Annotated in this window: 14 protein-coding genes; 2 read left to right on the top strand and 12 right to left on the bottom strand. The window is 51.5% G+C overall.

Going from position 1 to position 16,469, the window contains the following annotated elements:
• Positions 1-2 precede the first annotated feature (2 nt).
• Together sitC and sitD are read left to right on the top strand one after the other, a co-directional pair.
• On the top strand, positions 3-866 hold the full coding sequence (sitC, locus tag OGX95_RS12935; protein ID WP_286629687.1) for an iron/manganese ABC transporter permease subunit SitC: 864 nt from the start codon (positions 3-5) through the stop codon (positions 864-866).
• Positions 857-1,708, top strand: coding sequence for an iron/manganese ABC transporter permease subunit SitD (sitD, locus tag OGX95_RS12930; RefSeq protein ID WP_286629686.1), 852 nt, complete (start codon positions 857-859; stop codon positions 1,706-1,708). The genes sitC and sitD overlap by 10 nt, the downstream gene beginning before the upstream one ends.
• A gap of 95 nt (positions 1,709-1,803) precedes the next feature.
• Here the strand turns inward: sitD and OGX95_RS12925 are convergent, their stop codons facing one another.
• The 12 genes from OGX95_RS12925 to OGX95_RS12870 all read right to left on the bottom strand — a co-directional run bounded on the left by OGX95_RS12925 (position 1,804) and on the right by OGX95_RS12870 (position 16,103).
• Positions 1,804-2,916, bottom strand: a complete 1,113-nt coding sequence (locus tag OGX95_RS12925) for a M20 family metallopeptidase (RefSeq protein WP_286629685.1) — start codon at positions 2,914-2,916, stop codon at positions 1,804-1,806.
• A 12-nt stretch (positions 2,917-2,928) separates the two neighbouring features.
• Entirely contained in the window at positions 2,929-3,393 is a 465-nt protein-coding gene (locus tag OGX95_RS12920; protein WP_286629684.1) for a YjiG family protein, read from the bottom strand.
• Positions 3,390-4,109 (bottom strand): nucleoside recognition domain-containing protein, encoded by a 720-nt coding sequence (locus OGX95_RS12915; RefSeq protein WP_286629683.1) that lies wholly within the window; start codon positions 4,107-4,109, stop codon positions 3,390-3,392. Before OGX95_RS12915 ends, OGX95_RS12920 begins: the two co-directional genes overlap by 4 nt.
• A 292-nt stretch (positions 4,110-4,401) precedes the next feature.
• Positions 4,402-4,761, bottom strand: a complete 360-nt coding sequence (locus OGX95_RS12910; RefSeq protein ID WP_286629682.1) for a hypothetical protein — start codon at positions 4,759-4,761, stop codon at positions 4,402-4,404.
• Complete coding sequence (locus tag OGX95_RS12905; RefSeq protein ID WP_286629681.1) at positions 4,745-5,269, bottom strand: chemotaxis protein CheW; 525 nt, start codon at positions 5,267-5,269, stop codon at positions 4,745-4,747. Before OGX95_RS12905 ends, OGX95_RS12910 begins: the two co-directional genes overlap by 17 nt.
• A gap of 11 nt (positions 5,270-5,280) precedes the next feature.
• Entirely contained in the window at positions 5,281-7,005 is a 1,725-nt protein-coding gene (locus tag OGX95_RS12900) for a GGDEF domain-containing response regulator (protein WP_286629680.1), read from the bottom strand.
• Complete coding sequence (locus OGX95_RS12895) at positions 6,971-7,333, bottom strand: response regulator (RefSeq protein WP_286629679.1); 363 nt, start codon at positions 7,331-7,333, stop codon at positions 6,971-6,973. The genes OGX95_RS12900 and OGX95_RS12895 overlap by 35 nt, the downstream gene beginning before the upstream one ends.
• A 22-nt stretch (positions 7,334-7,355) precedes the next feature.
• Complete coding sequence (locus OGX95_RS12890; RefSeq protein WP_286629678.1) at positions 7,356-9,494, bottom strand: hybrid sensor histidine kinase/response regulator; 2,139 nt, start codon at positions 9,492-9,494, stop codon at positions 7,356-7,358.
• Between the two features lie 11 nt (positions 9,495-9,505).
• Positions 9,506-10,918, bottom strand: a complete 1,413-nt coding sequence (locus OGX95_RS12885; protein ID WP_286629677.1) for a CheR family methyltransferase — start codon at positions 10,916-10,918, stop codon at positions 9,506-9,508.
• Complete coding sequence (locus tag OGX95_RS12880) at positions 10,915-11,982, bottom strand: chemotaxis protein CheB (RefSeq protein ID WP_286629676.1); 1,068 nt, start codon at positions 11,980-11,982, stop codon at positions 10,915-10,917. Before OGX95_RS12880 ends, OGX95_RS12885 begins: the two co-directional genes overlap by 4 nt.
• 1 nt (position 11,983) lies before the next feature.
• The gene (locus OGX95_RS12875; protein WP_286629675.1) at positions 11,984-14,074 is read right to left on the bottom strand and encodes a methyl-accepting chemotaxis protein; all 2,091 of its coding nucleotides are present in this window, start codon (positions 14,072-14,074) and stop codon (positions 11,984-11,986) included.
• Positions 14,075-14,135: 61 nt separating this feature from the next.
• The gene (locus OGX95_RS12870; protein ID WP_353655426.1) at positions 14,136-16,103 is read right to left on the bottom strand and encodes a sensor domain-containing phosphodiesterase; all 1,968 of its coding nucleotides are present in this window, start codon (positions 16,101-16,103) and stop codon (positions 14,136-14,138) included.
• Positions 16,104-16,469: the final 366 nt, after the last annotated feature.

Below are 16,469 nucleotides of genomic sequence, written 5' to 3'. Positions count from 1 at the left end.
TCATGAACTGGCTGACAGAACCCTTTGGTTACCAGTACATGCTCAACGCCATGTGGGTTTCGGCGATGGTCGGCGGCCTGTGCGCGTTCCTCTCATGCTACCTGATGCTCAAAGGCTGGTCGCTTATTGGCGATGCGCTATCGCATTCCATCGTACCCGGTGTTGCCGGAGCATATATGTTAGGGCTTCCCTTCGCGCTGGGGGCATTTCTTTCCGGGGGACTGGCTGCGGGCAGTATGCTGTTTCTCAATCAGCGCTCACGCCTGAAAGAAGATGCCATCATCGGGCTGATATTTTCCTCTTTCTTCGGTATCGGACTGTTTATGGTGTCACTCAATCCGATGTCGGTGAACATCCAGACCATTATTCTCGGTAACGTGCTGGCGATTGCGCCGGAAGATATTTTGCAACTGGCGATCATCGGCGTTATCTCACTGATCATCCTGCTGCTGAAGTGGAAAGACCTGATGGTGGTCTTTTTCGATGAAAACCATGCACGCTCTATCGGTCTGAATCCTGGTCGGCTGAAGCTGCTATTTTTTACGCTGCTCTCCGTTTCCACCGTTGCTGCGCTGCAAACCGTCGGCGCGTTTCTGGTTATTTGCCTGGTGGTCACGCCTGGCGCGACCGCCTGGTTACTGACGGATCGTTTTCCACGCCTGCTCACTATCGCGGTAGCTATCGGTAGCCTGACCAGCTTTTTTGGCGCCTGGCTAAGCTACTGGCTGGACGGCGCAACCGGAGGAATTATTGTGGTTCTGCAAACACTGTTATTCCTGCTGGCGTTCGTTTTTGCCCCCAAACACGGTCTGCTGGCAAACCGCCGCCGCGCCCGGCAGGTGAACAAGGAGTCCTCATGTTCTTAACCACATTACTGGAACCCTTTCAGTTCAGCTTTATGGTCAACGCACTGACCATCTCCGTTATCGTCGCCGTACCCTGCGCGCTGCTGTCGGTATTTTTGGTGTTGAAAGGTTGGGCGCTGATGGGGGATGCCATGAGTCATGCGGTCTTTCCGGGGATTGTACTGGCCTGGATTGCGGGTATTCCGCTGGCGATTGGCGCTTTTGTCGCCGGATTGTTCTGCGCAGTAGCCACCGGGTATCTTGACGATAACAGCCGTATCAAGCGCGATACCCTGATGGGGATCGTCTTTTCCGGTATGTTTGGCGCCGGACTGGTGCTGTATGTGTCAATCCAGTCTGAAATTCATCTGGACCATATTTTGTTCGGTGACATGCTGGGCGTTTCGCTGGGCGATATTGTGCAGACTGCAGTTATCGCTTTGGGGATAGCGCTTATCATTGGGCTCAAATGGAAAGATCTGCTACTGCATGCGTTCGATCCGCACCAGGCAAAGGCCAGCGGTCTTAACACCACACTGCTGCATTATGGTCTGCTGTGTATGATCGCCCTGACTATCGTCGCGACGCTAAAGTCGGTAGGTATTATTTTGTCGATCTCCTTGTTGATTGCCCCCGGTGCGATTGCGATTTTAATGACACGCAGGTTCGCCCAGGCATTATTACTGGCTATCGCCATATCGGTTGCAACGTCATTTCTGGGTGTATACCTGTCATTTTTCATCGACAGTGCCCCCGCGCCGACGATAGTCGTTTTATTTTCCCTGCTGTTTGTCATCACCTTTATTTATTCAACGCTGCGCGATCGTCATTCAGAAAGTCGGCTTCAGTCGCATGATGTATAAATAACACTTAATAGTATGTTAGCTAATATTTCAGACGTTGATAAATAACCATGACATTAATATAGCCTCCTGCAGGAGGCTATATTAGTCGTAGATTACAACATCGTGATGATACGTTTTAATAAACGAATTCGCGATTCGATAGAGGCAATATCCAGCCACTCATCTGCACTATGAAAACCTGCACCGATGGGGCCCAACCCGTCCAGTGTCGGAATGCCTAACGCCGCGGTGAGGTTCGCATCGCTGCCACCACCCACAGCCTGCCAGGTTACCACAACGCCCTCTTCCTGCCCGGCGCGTTCAACCAGAGTCATCAGTTGGTGTGTGTCTTCGCTCGCCGCCATCGCAGGTTTATGACTTACGCGGGTGAGCGTAGTCGTCACCCCATCAAGGAAACCTTGCTGACAAAGAGACTGAAGCGCCTGATGCACACGCTCATATTCTTCGTTTTCCCAGAAACGCACATCCAGTTCCGCATGCAGCTTCGCCGCGACTACGTTCGCCGCACTTCCGCCCTGCACCACTCCCACGTTCAGCGTAGTGCCACGCGTTATGTCAGCCAACGCGTTAATCGCCAGTACGCTATGAGCAAAGGCGGTTATGGCAGAGCGCCCTTTTTCCGGTTCATTACCGGCATGCGCCGCTATCCCCTCAAAGGTCAGTTGATAGCCGCCCACGCCTTTGCGCGCTTTCACCAGCGAACCGTCTGCCCGGGCTGCCTCACAAACCAGAACACAACGCGCACGTTTCGCCAGTCCACCAATCCATTCGCCGGAGTGAACGCTACCAGTCTCTTCATCCGGGTTCATGGCAACGGCGATAGATAAGCGAGCCTGATGCTCCGCGGGCAAGGTTCGCATGGCCCAGACGATGTTCAGCAAACCACTTTTCATATCGGAGACGCCTGGTCCGTACAGGCGATTTTCATCACGACTCATCGGGCGTTCAGCCACGGTACCCACCGGGAAAACGGTATCCAGATGGCCGACCAGCAGCACATCATATTCTGTAGCATGAGGTTTATTGGTCGCCAGTAACGCCGGCCCAACCGCACTGCCTAAATCAACCATATCCGTTTGCCAGCCTTCCTGCTGCCAGAGCTCGCGCATCACCGCAGCAACATGGGCAACACCTGCGACCGTTTGCGTTCCGCAGTCGATGTTGACCAGCGTTTGCAGTTCATCAATGTACTTTTCCACATCCATGGTATTTCCTTATCAGAGAATAATGCGCATCAGCAGCATCGCTAAAAAAGCGTTCAGAACGGAGATAATAATCATCAGGGGAATACGTTTAGCATGGGTGCCAATCACCCCGAGAATACGGCCCAGATACTGTACCTGTGAGCCCATCAGATAAATCGCCGGGGCCAGAATCGCCAAGTGTTCACCTGTCAGAATACCTTTATCAAACAGACCAATAGCGACACCGATTCCTCCGCCCATCGACATCCATCCGCCAATCAACACCGCAGCAGCTTCGCCGGGCAGACCAAAGAGTCCCATCAGCGGCGCGAATACCATGCCAAGCCCTTTCAGCGCACCGGTGATCTCCAGCGCTTTGATGATGACAAAGGCCATTACAACGTTCGGCAGCGTGCTGGTTGTCGCAATATTCCAACCTTTGCGGGCACCTTCGACAAACACATCGGTAATAACAGGATTAGACGTTGGTGCACTCATGATGCTTCTCCCGCAACGGTTGATTCGGCTTTTTTACTGGTGAACGTCAGGACCAGGCGCATCATGTTGGCGCCAACAATTTTCATAATGAACATCACAGCAACACATGCGCCAATAGACGCAGGCACGGCCGGGGTGCCGTCTACGGCCATCAGCGTGAACAGGATTGCACCAGAGGAGAAGAAGTTGGTGATCATGGCCCCAGCGGAAAACTGGAACATGGCAAAAATGTCTTTCTCATTCTGCGTGATTTCGCCTTCATCAGCGAGGTTACGCGTTAACGACGCGCCAACGTCTGTACTCTGCAAGCTGCCAATCAGCGCCAATCCGGTATTCCCGGGGATCCCCATCAGCGGACGCAGCAAAGGGGTTAACAGACGACGCGCCGCACGCAGAGCGCCGTAATGCTCCAGCACATTGATCATGCCCAGAGCAAACATAACGGCAGGAATCAGTCCCAACGCGAAAAGGAAACCGTCCATCGCACCGTGACCGCCTGTGCCACGAAACGCGCTGCTCGCCGTGGTCAGCGTTTCGCCTTCCAGGCTCGCTTTACTGACCACTTTGCCAAATGCACCATTCAGGGTGGTGAAATCAAATACGCCGTACCATTCTTTTCCGCCAAGTAATCCAGAGAAAAATACTGCGGCGAATGCCAGAGCAAAATAAGCGCCCGGCCCTACCTTATTATCCTGGGAAGGTAAACTCATATCCATTTCCTTGTTAATGTGGTGAATCGCCAGGCCATTTTGAATAAACAAAGAATAAATAAAGTGATTTAAATCATCCTGACAGCGTCCTTTACTCAGAATAATTTAAAAATGTGATGCATCAGAGTTTGCCAGTGAAATAAAGTCAGCATGTTAACTTTTAAATAAATCACTACTTATGTAATGAAGCGTAAATAACACAACAAGATGGTGAGCAGGATTAAAAATAATAAAAAACAAGATTTACAGATATAATAAATCATGCAGCTGTAAAATGCCGCCCCACTCTGCATGCGTATTAACACCAGCTTAAAAGCGGGCTAAATGCCTCACTCCCCACCAGCGCACGTAGCGCCGGCAGACGGCAGCCATGAGCCAACAGCGGCGGTATGGCAAAAATGGTGTCGCTGGATAACATGACATTTTCCAGTTGCCCCCATAAGTACCAGCCGGTTTCTACGCCGCTGGCTGGAACAAACAGATGCAAATGACATCCCTGCTGCGGTTCATCAGCAATACCAAGCCATCGGCTAAAACGCGGGATCCCCGCCGCAGCCTGCGTCACCAGCAAACAGCGCCCGACCTGACTGGCCGGAATATAAAAATCCTGCGTTCCCAGGCGAATGCGTACTGCAGCCAGATTAATGGGAGGTGTCATACCCGCTGGTCTCCTGATAGCGATCAAAAACCAGATTCAGATCGAGCAGCGTAAACCAGGTTTCCGCCACGTTCACGACCCCAACCGCAATGGTTTGTAGCGCCGGAGGCAGTGAATCCCCCGGCAAGTGAATCTGGCTTTCGACAACCTCCAGCACATCAATAAGCTTGTCGATCAGAATACCGCTTTGCATTTTCTCTGAGCAGCCAATCAGAATCGTGCGTTTACCTGCCGCGTTAGCCGCAGGTTTGTCGATCAGGCAGTCCAGTCTCATCACCGACTCCACTCGCCCACGATAGTTGATGACACCTTCGAGCATCGGTGCACAGCAGGGAACCCAGGAAATAGGCCGTTCCGCAAGGATCTCTTTTATCTGTGCCCCGTAGAATACAAAGTTATTACCCGCCAGTTGAAATAGCACCAGCGTACGCTGCGGCTCATCAACGCTTTCACACTCCGGTTTTTCACCATGATTCAGCGCGAGTATTTGTTCCAGCTGTTGGCTCATCTCTTCTCCTTTTACCCGGCGATGCGAAAGGTATTACGGCCATTCTGCTTCGCGGCATATAACGCCTGATCGGCACGTTCACGTAGCGTTTCAAGCCTGTCGCCAAACTGCCACTGCGCGATACCCGCGCTGAAGGTACTGTGAAAACTGGCATCATTCACGGAGAATGCGACCTGCTCGTAATCCTTGCGCAAGCGCTCAACCACCCGTGCAGCCTTCTCACTCATGGTGTTAGGCATAATGATGACAAACTCCTCCCCGCCGTAGCGGCCAACGATGTCGGTACTGCGTAAGCGATGGGAAAACAGCTGTGAAATGCCGACAATGACCTGATCGCCAACTGCATGGCCGTAGGTATCGTTGATGCTTTTAAAACGATCCAGATCGACCATCACCAGACAAAACGGGTGACCGCTGTAGTTCGACTCGGCAATCGCACTTTTGAGAAAATGTGTGGTTGTCGAGTGGTTGTATAGCCCACTCAGGCTGTCCTGCGACATGCGGGCGCGCAGAGCTCGCATTCTTTCCGCCCGGATCGACACGGCACGGATAAGCTCTTCTGGATTCGCCTGCTTAAGAATAAAATCCTCAGCGCCGATGCTCATCGCACCAAGCTGCTCACTCTTGTTCGTCTCGCTGGAGAGATAGGCGATAGGCAGGCCAATATGCTGCGGGATTTGGCGGATAAGCTTAGTCAGCTCCGCCCCGCTAAACTCCGGCATGTGGTAATCCATCAGCACCAGATCGATGGGATGGGCATTCAGCACATGCAGTAAATACTGTGGTTTTTCCAGTACATGCACTTCCATTCCGGCGATACGCAACATTTCCGCGTTGTATTGCGCCACCGCCGGCTCGTCATCGATCAGCAGCACCTGATAGGGCTTTTTCAGCGACGGCTGGGTTAAGCGATGCAGTTCCTGTACCAGATCGGTAATCGAGGCCGGTTTGACGTAGTAGCCATCACACCCGGATTTAATGGCGTTGATCCGCGCTTTAAAATCGCTGTGGCAGGAGAGAAACAGTACCGGGAAAGCGGTGCCGACTTTCTGCCTGAGGTCTGACATTGTCAACGGGCCACCGTAGGCGTTATCCGGAAAGCTAACATCCATAATCACCACCGAAGGCGGCTGAGAAAGCACCGCCTGGGTAAAATCCTGCGTGTTAGCAAACACATGGCAGGTAAAACCGAAACAACGTAGTTGCGTGGCGAGCAACTCAACCTGGTCAATGTCATCATCGCACAGGTAGATTGGCTTATCGGTCCGACGAGCGTATCCCTCTTCTGCGCGCGGGGAAGAGATCGGTAGTTTGAAGTCCGTATCGCTGATACGGTGTTCAAGAGTCAACTGCTCCTGGGTCAGGGTATACAGCCACCGGATAATGCGCCGCATTTCATCGTAATGAATCTTACTTTGATCCGCTTCCAGCTCCGCGAGTAAATTCTCCCCTTCTGCGGCTGCGTTCGCCAGAGGCGTACAACCAAAAGAACCGGCAGACCCGTGAATGCTGTGCAGCAGTATGTGCAGTTGTTTACGGCAAGACTCGCTGGGCTCTGCAACCAGTTGAACGAGTAACCTTTCCGACTGTGCCAACATGTCGGGGATGCGGCGTAAAAATCCCTGTCGCAGACGCGCTATTTTTTCCTGCGCGGCAGCCATCGCTAAGTGCTTATTTTCTTGTTTCATCGTACGTGTAGACTTATTCAGTAACCGCAGATGGCTGCAGTAGCGCATTCACTGCAGCCCCCAGATTTTCCGCCAGATTCTCATCTTTTTTCACCCAACGGTCGTATGGAACGTCGCTGCCCGTGACCTCATTTGCGCTCAGCAAAATGAAGGGCTTAGACCACTCCTGTGCGCGTAATAGCGCCAGTAAATCTAAACCGCTAATCTCCGGCATATGCAGATCGCTGATCACCAGGTCGATATTGTTATCCGAGCCCAGGCACGCTAAGGCGGAAATAGCACTTTCCACGATCACCACATCGTAGCCATCCATTTCTAAAAAAACGGATGCCAGTTCAGCTGCAAAACGATCATCATCAACTAATAAAATTCGCATCTTCTCTCCCGATTTTGCGCTATCAGCACAAAAGCATTTTTAATGTTTTAATCAGGCTGTCCTGCTCGAAGTCACCTTTGGCAATATAGGCATCCGCCCCCACCTGAATGCCACGTCGCCGGTCTTCTTCCTTCGCGCGGGAGGTCACGATGATAATTGGCGTGTGCTGATAATTTTTCTCTCCACGCAGCGATTTGGTGAAGGTGAAACCATCCATAAACGGCATTTCGACATCCGTCAGCACAGCATCAAACTGGGTCAATTTCGCTTTTTGTAGACCCGATAGCCCATCTTCTGCCAGCGTGACCTGATAGCCATGCGCTTCCAGCACGTTCTTTTCAATCTCGCGGGTATTGAGTGAGTCGTCGACCACCAGCACGTGCCAGGCATCTTGCGCGACACTGACTGGCTGCACAGGGGAGTTGATTTGCCGTGATTGTTGCGCCATCGCCATCAGCGCCGGGACCTGCAGAATACTGACCAGTTGGTTATCGGGGGTCTGTACCATCCCGGACACCAGCGATTGCTGTTGCATATGCTTCGGCAACGGCTTGATCATCATCTTGCGTTCATCGAGCAACTTATCGACGCGTAGTGCCATTTTGCTGTACTGGTTCTGCACCACGATTAATCGTTGCCCTGCCGGAGGGGCATTGCCTTGACGATCGTGAATACCTAACAGAGCACCGGCACAAATCACCGGAATAAACTCGTTATGTAAAATGATGGCGGGTCGCCCGGCAATGTCGTTAATCCCTTCGGGGGTGCATTCCACCACCTCAACCACATACTGAGCGGCCAGTCCGAACAGGTGGCCCTGTTCTTCAAATTGCAAAATACGCATCATTGCCAGCGAAACGGGCAGACGCAGGCTGAAGCACGTCCCGACGCCCTGCCGGCTATGTACCTGCAAATCCCCCTGCAGGTCGGTGACCACCGTTTTGCGCACCACATCAAGGCCTACGCCACGTCCGGAAAGCTCAGAGACAATTTTGCTGGTGGAAAAACCGGGATGGAAAATCAGCTCATTACACTCTTGTTCAGAGAGTTGTCCGGCCATTGATGCAGGAACCAAACCTTTGCTGACCGCTTTTGCGCTGATCGCCTCATAGTTCAGGCCGCGCCCGTCATCTTCGACGCGCAGTAATATTCCGCTTCCATCCTGCTGCGTACTGATAGTGATGGTGCCGCGCGTCGATTTCCCCAGCGCCAGCCGCTCATCAATGTCACCAATACCGTGATCGACCGCGTTACGCAGCAAATGCGTCAGTGACTCCGATAACCGGTCAATAAGCTGCCGGTCGATTTCCACTTCGCCCCCTACAAAGCGGCAAACGACCTGTTTGTTCAGCGTGGAGGCCAGTTCGCTGACCTGCAGTGAAATCGGCTCGAATAGGGTAGACAGCGGCAGCATACGGATCCGCGCCGCCACGTCGTACAGTTCATACATCTGCAAATGCTGAACCTGAACGCTCTCTTTCAGTTGAGCGCTGAAATCATGGATCTGCTGGCGCAGTTGTTCTGCACTAAGCCCTAACAGCCGGGGCACCAGCTGGCTCAGGTTTTGTATCTGCTGTTCCAGGCGATCATGGCCTGCAAGCACTTCGCCGAGAATGTCGATCAGGTCGTCAAGTTTATTCAGCTTTACCCGTACTGAATCAGCCTGTTTTATACCTGAATCCACAGCGATCGTCGGCACTGGCGCCGGAGTCGTAGGAAGCGGTTTCTCCGCAGGTCCTGCCGCCTCGACAACCAATGTGACAGCCTCCCCACGGCTGGCACTGGCAAGGCGTTCACATAGACTCGCATCTGCCGGGAGGAGTTGATTATCTCCGTCACTGACAAAAAGCTGGGTTAGTTGGCCGGAAAGATACTCCACGGACTCATGGATCAGATTGCCAAGCGCCCTGTCAGGCGTCAGTTTCTTATCCCGCAGTTCGCTAAGAACGTCCTCAAGGTGGTGCGTGACATCAGCAATGCTTTGCAGTTTCAGCATCCTCGCGCCCCCCTTCAGAGTATGCGCGGCCCGAAACATTTCCCCAATCCATGCGTCAGTATGTTCATCAGCGGAGAGCAAAAACGCGCCTTCGCTGATCGTCTGCAAATGACCTCTCCCTTCATCAATAAAGCGCAGAACGAATTTTTTCAGATCGATAGCCATAATCGTTCTTTTTACCCGTTTTGATGGGCGAATTGCGCCAGTTGATGTTCACAAAGAAAACGAAACGTATTTCCAGGAAATACCATGGGCAAACGCAGACGACAAACCGTTGCTGGATTGTTCATTTCGTCGTTAAGTAATTGCATCACCACGCGATACGTACGCTGAGCGGGCTGGCGAAGTTCGCTTTGCCGATACATTTCAGCCAGATAATAGTGTGCAGGCCAGTATCCGGGTTCCTGATAGACCACCTGTTTGAACCAGGCGATGGCCTGCTGCGTTTGGTGTTGCCACATCATCGCCAGACCGAGCAGCATTTTTGCTTCTGCCGACCATTCATCCTGCGCGAGGATCTTTTGCGCATTTCCGGCCGTCTGGGAAAACTCTCGTTGCTCCAGTGCAATCACGCCCTGAATCAGCAGCGCCTCCTGGTTGCGGGGATCGTTGCGTAATACGCAGGCAATACACGCTTCAGCTTCGGAAAAACATTTCTCATCAAGGCAGGCACGGGCCTTTTTCAACCAGTCATCACATTGCAGCACCGTGGGTGCGGGAGGTTCACACACCACGGGAGCGCGAGGAAGCGGAACGCGTACCGCGACCCGGGGCACCGGAGCGACTTTAGGGGCTTCTCGATGATGGCAGAAATAAAAAATGCCCTCTTCCTGCTCAAGCTTCAGAATATCGAAATTATTGGCCAGCGTTTCCGCGTTGCCAAAGAACAAGGCTCCCTGCGGCTGCAGCATTTTAAGCAGGTTGCCATGCAGTTCGCGGCGTGTCGGCGTATCGAAATAGATAGACACGTTACGCAGCAAAATAATGTCGACTTCAGGCAGTAACTGCTCTTTGATAATGTTGGTGCGATGAAATGAGACTTTCTCGCGGATTTCATCATGCAGACGGAACAGATTACCTGTCCGGGTAAAATAGCGCTGCTGAATCAGCGGCTCGACACCACGAAACGAGTAACTGGAATAACAGGCATTTCTGGCTTTTGCCAGAATCACCGGGTCAATATCACAACCGTAGATTTCAACCTGCTGCGCCATCCCGTTCTGGTACTTTTCATGCAGCTTGATTGCCAGCGAGTAGGCTTCTTCCCCGGATGAACATCCCGCGCTCAGAATACGCACCGGGCCGCTACGCTGTTGCAAAAGGCGGGGCACCCATTTGTCGCAGATGAGATCCAGCGTGTCGCTTTCACGAAAAAAATACGTTTCGTTAATTGTAATCAGCGTAACAAAGCTATCGAACTCGTCCTGAGAGATGCGCAGTCGTTCATAATATTCATAGTAATTGCTGATTTCCTGCTCGGCCATACGCCGACTCAGCGCCGATTCCAGCAACGCTTCCATAGCATTATCAAAGTGCAAACCCACCCGGTCTTTGATCAACCGGGCATAATCGGGGAGATTGGGTATCATGGCAATTTACTCTCAACATGCCCGTGAAAAGCCATCGAAAGCAGAACCTTCGCAAGGTCATCCAACGGGATTGTGCGATGTATAAGCTGTTTGTCGATTGCGTTCTTATTCATACCGAAAACAACAGAACTTTCTTCATCCTGCGCCAGCGTCCTTCCTCCCCGCCGGAAAATCAGTTCAATACCACGACAGCCATCGCTGCCCATCCCCGTCATAATCAGCCCAACGGCTTTTTCACGAAAGACCTCAGCAACCGACTCCAGCAGCAGATTACAACTGGGGTGATAAACATCATTTTCCTGTCTCGGGATCGCGGCCAGCCGTTGGTTTGTTTTGACGATCAGATGCTGTTCGGGCGGCAATATGTACACATACCCTGCTTCCACACGATCGTCTTCCTGCGCCAGTCGAACCTTCAGTTCGGTCACGCTGTCCAGCCAGTGCACCATGTTTTTGGCAAAACCGTCGGCAATGTGTTGTGCAATCAACACCGGACACGGGAACGTACCGGGTAACGCCTGCAATAGCTTGCTCAGCGCCTGTGGCCCGCCGGTAGAACAGGCTATCGCCAGTACAAAAGGCCAGTCCTCTGGTGTCTTTTCGGCATCCATTACCGGGGGAGTTCCCGGCACGCGTTGCTCTGTGGGATAGCGTAATCCCTTGATATGACGAATCACTTTTACACCAACCAGCAATTCTACTTTGCGGTGCAGCACTTCACTCGATAACGGAGCACCACTGCTGTGGTGCAATACCGCCAGCGCACCGCGGGAAATGAAATCATCATCCCACTGGTTTTCAGGGAAATAGCGCAGAACGAGGATTGGGATGGCGCTGGTCGCCATAATGGTTTCAACGATCTCAACATTATCTGCCGTCGACGTATCCAGCGTCAGGATTAACAGGTCAGGCATCAACTGTTGTAGCAGTCGAATCGCCTGCCTGCGGTGGGCTGCTTGCCCCACGACCCTTATATGCGAGTGCTCCTCCAGTTTTCTGACCAGCTCATTGCGCGACACGCTGCCCAGATCATGGATCAGCACCCGAATGTTGCCGCTATTCATGTCATGCATCCATACCCGTCAAAGTAAATGACGTCGAAGCCTCTTTCAGCGCTTTCGACAACTGCGTCATATCCTGACTCACGATCAAAATGTCTTTGATGGATTGCGACGTGTAGTTACTGGCGACAACAATTTCACGAAGCGCCATAACCACTTGATTACTTGCCGTTTTCTGTTGTTGCGTTGACAGAGAGATTTGCAGCGCCGCCGTGGACGTTTGCTCCGCAGTGGCAACAATGTCGTTCAGATGCTCGGCGCTCACTTTACAGGCCCTGGCGCCCGCTTTGATGCTCTCCCCACCTTTTTCCGCATTCAGCACCAGACGATTGATGGCGTTTTGGATCTCGCTGATCTTGTTCTCGATCTCAACCGTTGATTCCGTCACGGAATCGGCCAGACGACGGATCTCCGCCGCCACTACCGAGAAGCGTTTCCCGGCTTCCCCGGCGCTGGCAGCTTCCAGCGCTGCGTTAAAGGCAATTAATTTGGTTTGATCGGCAACGCTGTTTATGATCACCATCACGCGACTGATTTCCGTCGACTTATTGCCCAGCATCATGATTTCACGCATGTTTTGCTGATTATCGGTATCAATATCCGTCATACGCATCAGCAATTGCGACATCGACTCAGAGCCTTTATTGCAATCTTCGAGCGTCTGGTTCGCAATATCCACAACCGCCCGCGAGTGCTCCGCGATCTGTGTGGAAGAGGCGGACAACTCCTCCATCGTTGAGGTGATTTCCGCAACCGATGATGAGGTCTCTACGCTGGTAGATGCCTGACCATCGACCGCTTCTGTAATATGCATCGACGCCTGATGTACCGAGTTGGCGTGAGAAACCATATCCCCCACCAGTGAGTGCAAACGCTGGCGCATCATCTCTACCGCGCCAAGTAGCTCACCAATCTCATCATGATGGTCGATTGGAACCTCTACCGTTAAGTCACCTTCTGCAATGGTCTGCGCAATACCCAGTACGCGGTTTAAACGGCGTGAAATCAGGAAGCGGCTGGCCACCGCAATCAGCAGTAAAATGACGGGCAGCAGGAAGGCGGTGAACAGCAGCAGGCCATTACGGACCAGGTTGCTACTCCTGGCGACATCATCAACATAGCTGGTTGTCGCGATAACCCAATTGATCCCGTCAACATATTCATAGACGGCGACTTTCGTTTTGGGCGCAGTGCCATAGCCACTCACCCAATCGTAATAGGCAATACCGTTTTTATGCTCGAGGATATCGGCAAACAGCTTGTATCCATTGGCATCGGTGATATTGATCGCCTGCTGATTACTGAGCGACGGGTGCACCAGCATACGCCCGGGTTCAAATCCGGCATCCAGTACATACGCGTAGCCATCTTTCCCAATACGCACATTCAGCAAGCGCTGAATGATCGGTTGCAGACTCTGTTTAACATCGAATCCTACCGCAACAGCTCCCACCACCTGACCATACTTATCGGCAATCGGCTCGTAGTGGCTAATAAACTGTTTTCCAAACAGCGTGACCACACCAGAAAACGGCTTGTTTTTCAGAAGAAGTGGCAATGCCGGATTATCACGGCCTAATGCCGTTGCCGTCGCCGTGTTGCCAGAGTTTGCTAACAACGTACTGCTGACGCGAACAAACTGCTCGCCTTCCAGTACAAAAGTACTGGCAAATACGCTGGTTAATTCGGTGAAATGCGCGTTGGTCGTAGGGCTACTCAGAACCGCTTTTAATTCAGCGGCATCCATAGAGTGCAGTGGTTTATTGGCAACATTCTGATAGTTGTTAATATATACATTGCTGTAATGTTCCGCGTCCCGGGTCACCCTCTGGAATTCATTAGAGATGCTGTTATGGAAAATACGCGTATTGGTCTTGATCATTTCCAGCGCATTGGCTTGCAGCTCTTTCGACAAATAAGACGACAATATAAAAGAAGCACCAATCAGCAACGTCGCAATGCAGATAACCAGAATCATACCGAGCTTCATCGCTACGCCGGGATGGATATTGTGTAGCCAGGATATTATTCGTGCGCCTGGCCCCTCAGAGGACGCCACAGCCGACCGTTCTTTCACTTTAATAACATCACTCATGATTTTTGTTCTCTACCTGAGAAGAAATTACGCTTGTTGGTCATAATTAAATTTGCACACGCTATTCCAGCATGAGCAGCGGCGTTGGCTTACCAATGTGATACCCTTGCAACCACCCCACCCCCATTTGCTCAAGGCACGCCTGAATGCTGGCGTTCTCAACAAACTCGGCGACAACCTGCATATTTTTCATTGCAGCGACGCGACAGAATGATTCAACGATGTAGTAGCTGATTTCACTTTCCGTGATCCGGCGAATAAAAGATCCATCGATTTTCAAAATATCCGCTTCGATGTTCATCAAACGCGCATAACTCGCAAACCCGGTACCAAAATCATCAATTGCAACCCGGCACCCCAGTTGACGGATTAAATGCAGCGCTTCTACAGTTTGTTCTTTGTCTGACAGCGTATCCGCCTCGGTTATTTCAAAAATAACGCGCTGCGGATCCACACCGTAATCCTGCAATAGCTGGGTGATCTTCGAGACAATATTTGAGCGACACACCGTGACAGGAGCCAGGTTAATGGAGAAACACCGTTGGGGGCGATCGGACATCGCTTTGAAGGTATTTTCGATTACCCATAAATCAATATCCGGAGCTAACCCCGCTTCATGCGCCACCGGCAGGAAACTGTTAGGAAGAATAAATTCACCTTTATCATTGAGCATCCGGATCAGGATTTCATGATAAAGCGCCTCCCCCCGGGTACTGACGATCGGCTGGGCCATCAGTACAAACGCATTGTTATCCAGCGCGTTTTGCAGTGCGGTACGAATGTCCGTTTTATCAGCAATATGATCATCGAGGATCCGGCTATGCTGGGCTTCAAGGTTTTCGGGTCTGCCGTTAGTTAGCGACAAACCCGCAACCATGGCAAGCTTGCCCACCAGTTGATAGATATCATCGCTGATATCGTTAATCAGGCAGTAGCCCAGACCGCTGCGAAAACCCAGCCGCTGGTTATTGTGAAAGAGGCGAAAACCGTTGGCGGCATGGTACAAATCGCATAGCCGCTCATAGGAGCCATCTTCAAGGCGGATCAGCAGATCATAACCTGCGTGGTAATAGACTTTCTCGCTTTCAACCAAATACCGCTGGAGATGATCGGCCAGAATCTTTTGATAGTGCGCGCGAAAATGAAAACCATAGCGGCGAGAAAAAAGCGCCAGCTCGGGGATCTGAATCAGACAGACTGTCGCGTTCTTCGTCGTAAACAGCTCGGTCTTCAGCGCGCGTAAATTTGCCATCCCCGTCATTGGATCGGTCAACCCCAACAGCAACGCCTGCTTAAAGCGCTGCCGGGTAAATTTGGCCAATGCCCCCATAATCACGATAGTCAGTGAAAAGACAAAGATCAGCGTAGAAATCAGCGCCTGATGCAGCATGAAGTTAACATCGTTGGCGATGTCACTTTCGTTATGTTTACCCAGAATAATCAGTACCACAGCCCATACGAGCATGGTGAACATATGGCCAATTTTTATCGCGCCCCACAGCATGAGCGGGAACAGAAGAATCAGACTATAGAACAAGAAAAAGATGTTTGGGTTATGCGGCAACGTTAAACAGAACATCAGGCCTGGCAGCAACACGCACCAGGCAATCACGCCGTATGAACTCACATTACCTTTACACTGCCCGACGATCGACTTAGCAAACGTAAACAAGTAAGACGGGCGGCGAGTGATACGAAATATCTTGTAGAAGAACGGGATCCCGGTCAGGCAACCGTTGACGATCCCTTGAACACGCACCAGCATTTCCAGACTCATCACCGGATAATTGGCGACATCGGGGCGGTGAGCGTGAGTCACGAATACAGCGAAGAGCTTGCCGAATACTAAGTACAGCAGAATGTTGTAACCACACAGCCAGACAATACGATTGAGGCTGATTTTGACCCGGCCAAAGCTGCATGAGCTGCGCCTGCCCGTCACTTTTCGGTAAATCGCATAGCTTAAAGTCGAGGCCAGAATCAGGCACAGCGCATCCAGGTGCTCACTTTGCGGACCGAGAGCAAACATAAGAACAAGAAACAGGATAAACCCCGGCAGGACCCGGAAACCAAACAGGACAAGTGCACCCGAAAAAACGGCCAGCTTAAGATCGTAAACTGTTAAAATATGATTATTGAAAATACAGTGTCCGTTAAGATATTGTGCCAACGGATAAAAAAGACTGGGTAAAAAAAGAGGCAGACACCATTCTCGAATGCTTTTCGCAGTGATTGTATTTATTATCGCGTCCAAAACAATTTATCCGCTACACACTATACCAACAGGACTTAATCCAAATTCTACTGTCACAAACAATTCCTTTTGGGTCAGCGATTAACCGTAGCAAAATTGTCAACATTGACCACACACTGAAAAAAAATAAAATAATGTTCT

It is taken from the genome of Citrobacter sp. Cu233, from assembly GCF_030332225.1.
Lineage (GTDB): Bacteria > Pseudomonadota > Gammaproteobacteria > Enterobacterales > Enterobacteriaceae > Citrobacter.
Note: the sequence above shows the minus strand (reverse complement) of the source record. Positions and strands in the feature narration are given on the sequence as shown.

Bases quoted from the DNA above. Each gene is read 5' to 3' on its own strand.
- sitC (WP_286629687.1), top strand. From the start codon at position 3: ATGAACTGGCTGACAGAACCCTTTGGTTACCAGTACATGCTCAACGCC.
- sitD (WP_286629686.1), top strand. From the start codon at position 857: ATGTTCTTAACCACATTACTGGAACCCTTTCAGTTCAGCTTTATGGTC.
- OGX95_RS12925 (WP_286629685.1), bottom strand. From the start codon at position 2,916: ATGGATGTGGAAAAGTACATTGATGAACTGCAAACGCTGGTCAACATC.
- OGX95_RS12920 (WP_286629684.1), bottom strand. From the start codon at position 3,393: ATGAGTGCACCAACGTCTAATCCTGTTATTACCGATGTGTTTGTCGAA.
- OGX95_RS12915 (WP_286629683.1), bottom strand. From the start codon at position 4,109: ATGGATATGAGTTTACCTTCCCAGGATAATAAGGTAGGGCCGGGCGCT.
- OGX95_RS12910 (WP_286629682.1), bottom strand. From the start codon at position 4,761: ATGACACCTCCCATTAATCTGGCTGCAGTACGCATTCGCCTGGGAACG.
- OGX95_RS12905 (WP_286629681.1), bottom strand. From the start codon at position 5,269: ATGAGCCAACAGCTGGAACAAATACTCGCGCTGAATCATGGTGAAAAA.
- OGX95_RS12900 (WP_286629680.1), bottom strand. From the start codon at position 7,005: ATGCGCTACTGCAGCCATCTGCGGTTACTGAATAAGTCTACACGTACG.
- OGX95_RS12895 (WP_286629679.1), bottom strand. From the start codon at position 7,333: ATGCGAATTTTATTAGTTGATGATGATCGTTTTGCAGCTGAACTGGCA.
- OGX95_RS12890 (WP_286629678.1), bottom strand. From the start codon at position 9,494: ATGGCTATCGATCTGAAAAAATTCGTTCTGCGCTTTATTGATGAAGGG.
- OGX95_RS12885 (WP_286629677.1), bottom strand. From the start codon at position 10,918: ATGATACCCAATCTCCCCGATTATGCCCGGTTGATCAAAGACCGGGTG.
- OGX95_RS12880 (WP_286629676.1), bottom strand. From the start codon at position 11,982: ATGAATAGCGGCAACATTCGGGTGCTGATCCATGATCTGGGCAGCGTG.
- OGX95_RS12875 (WP_286629675.1), bottom strand. From the start codon at position 14,074: ATGAGTGATGTTATTAAAGTGAAAGAACGGTCGGCTGTGGCGTCCTCT.
- OGX95_RS12870 (WP_353655426.1), bottom strand. From the start codon at position 16,103: ATGTTTGCTCTCGGTCCGCAAAGTGAGCACCTGGATGCGCTGTGCCTG.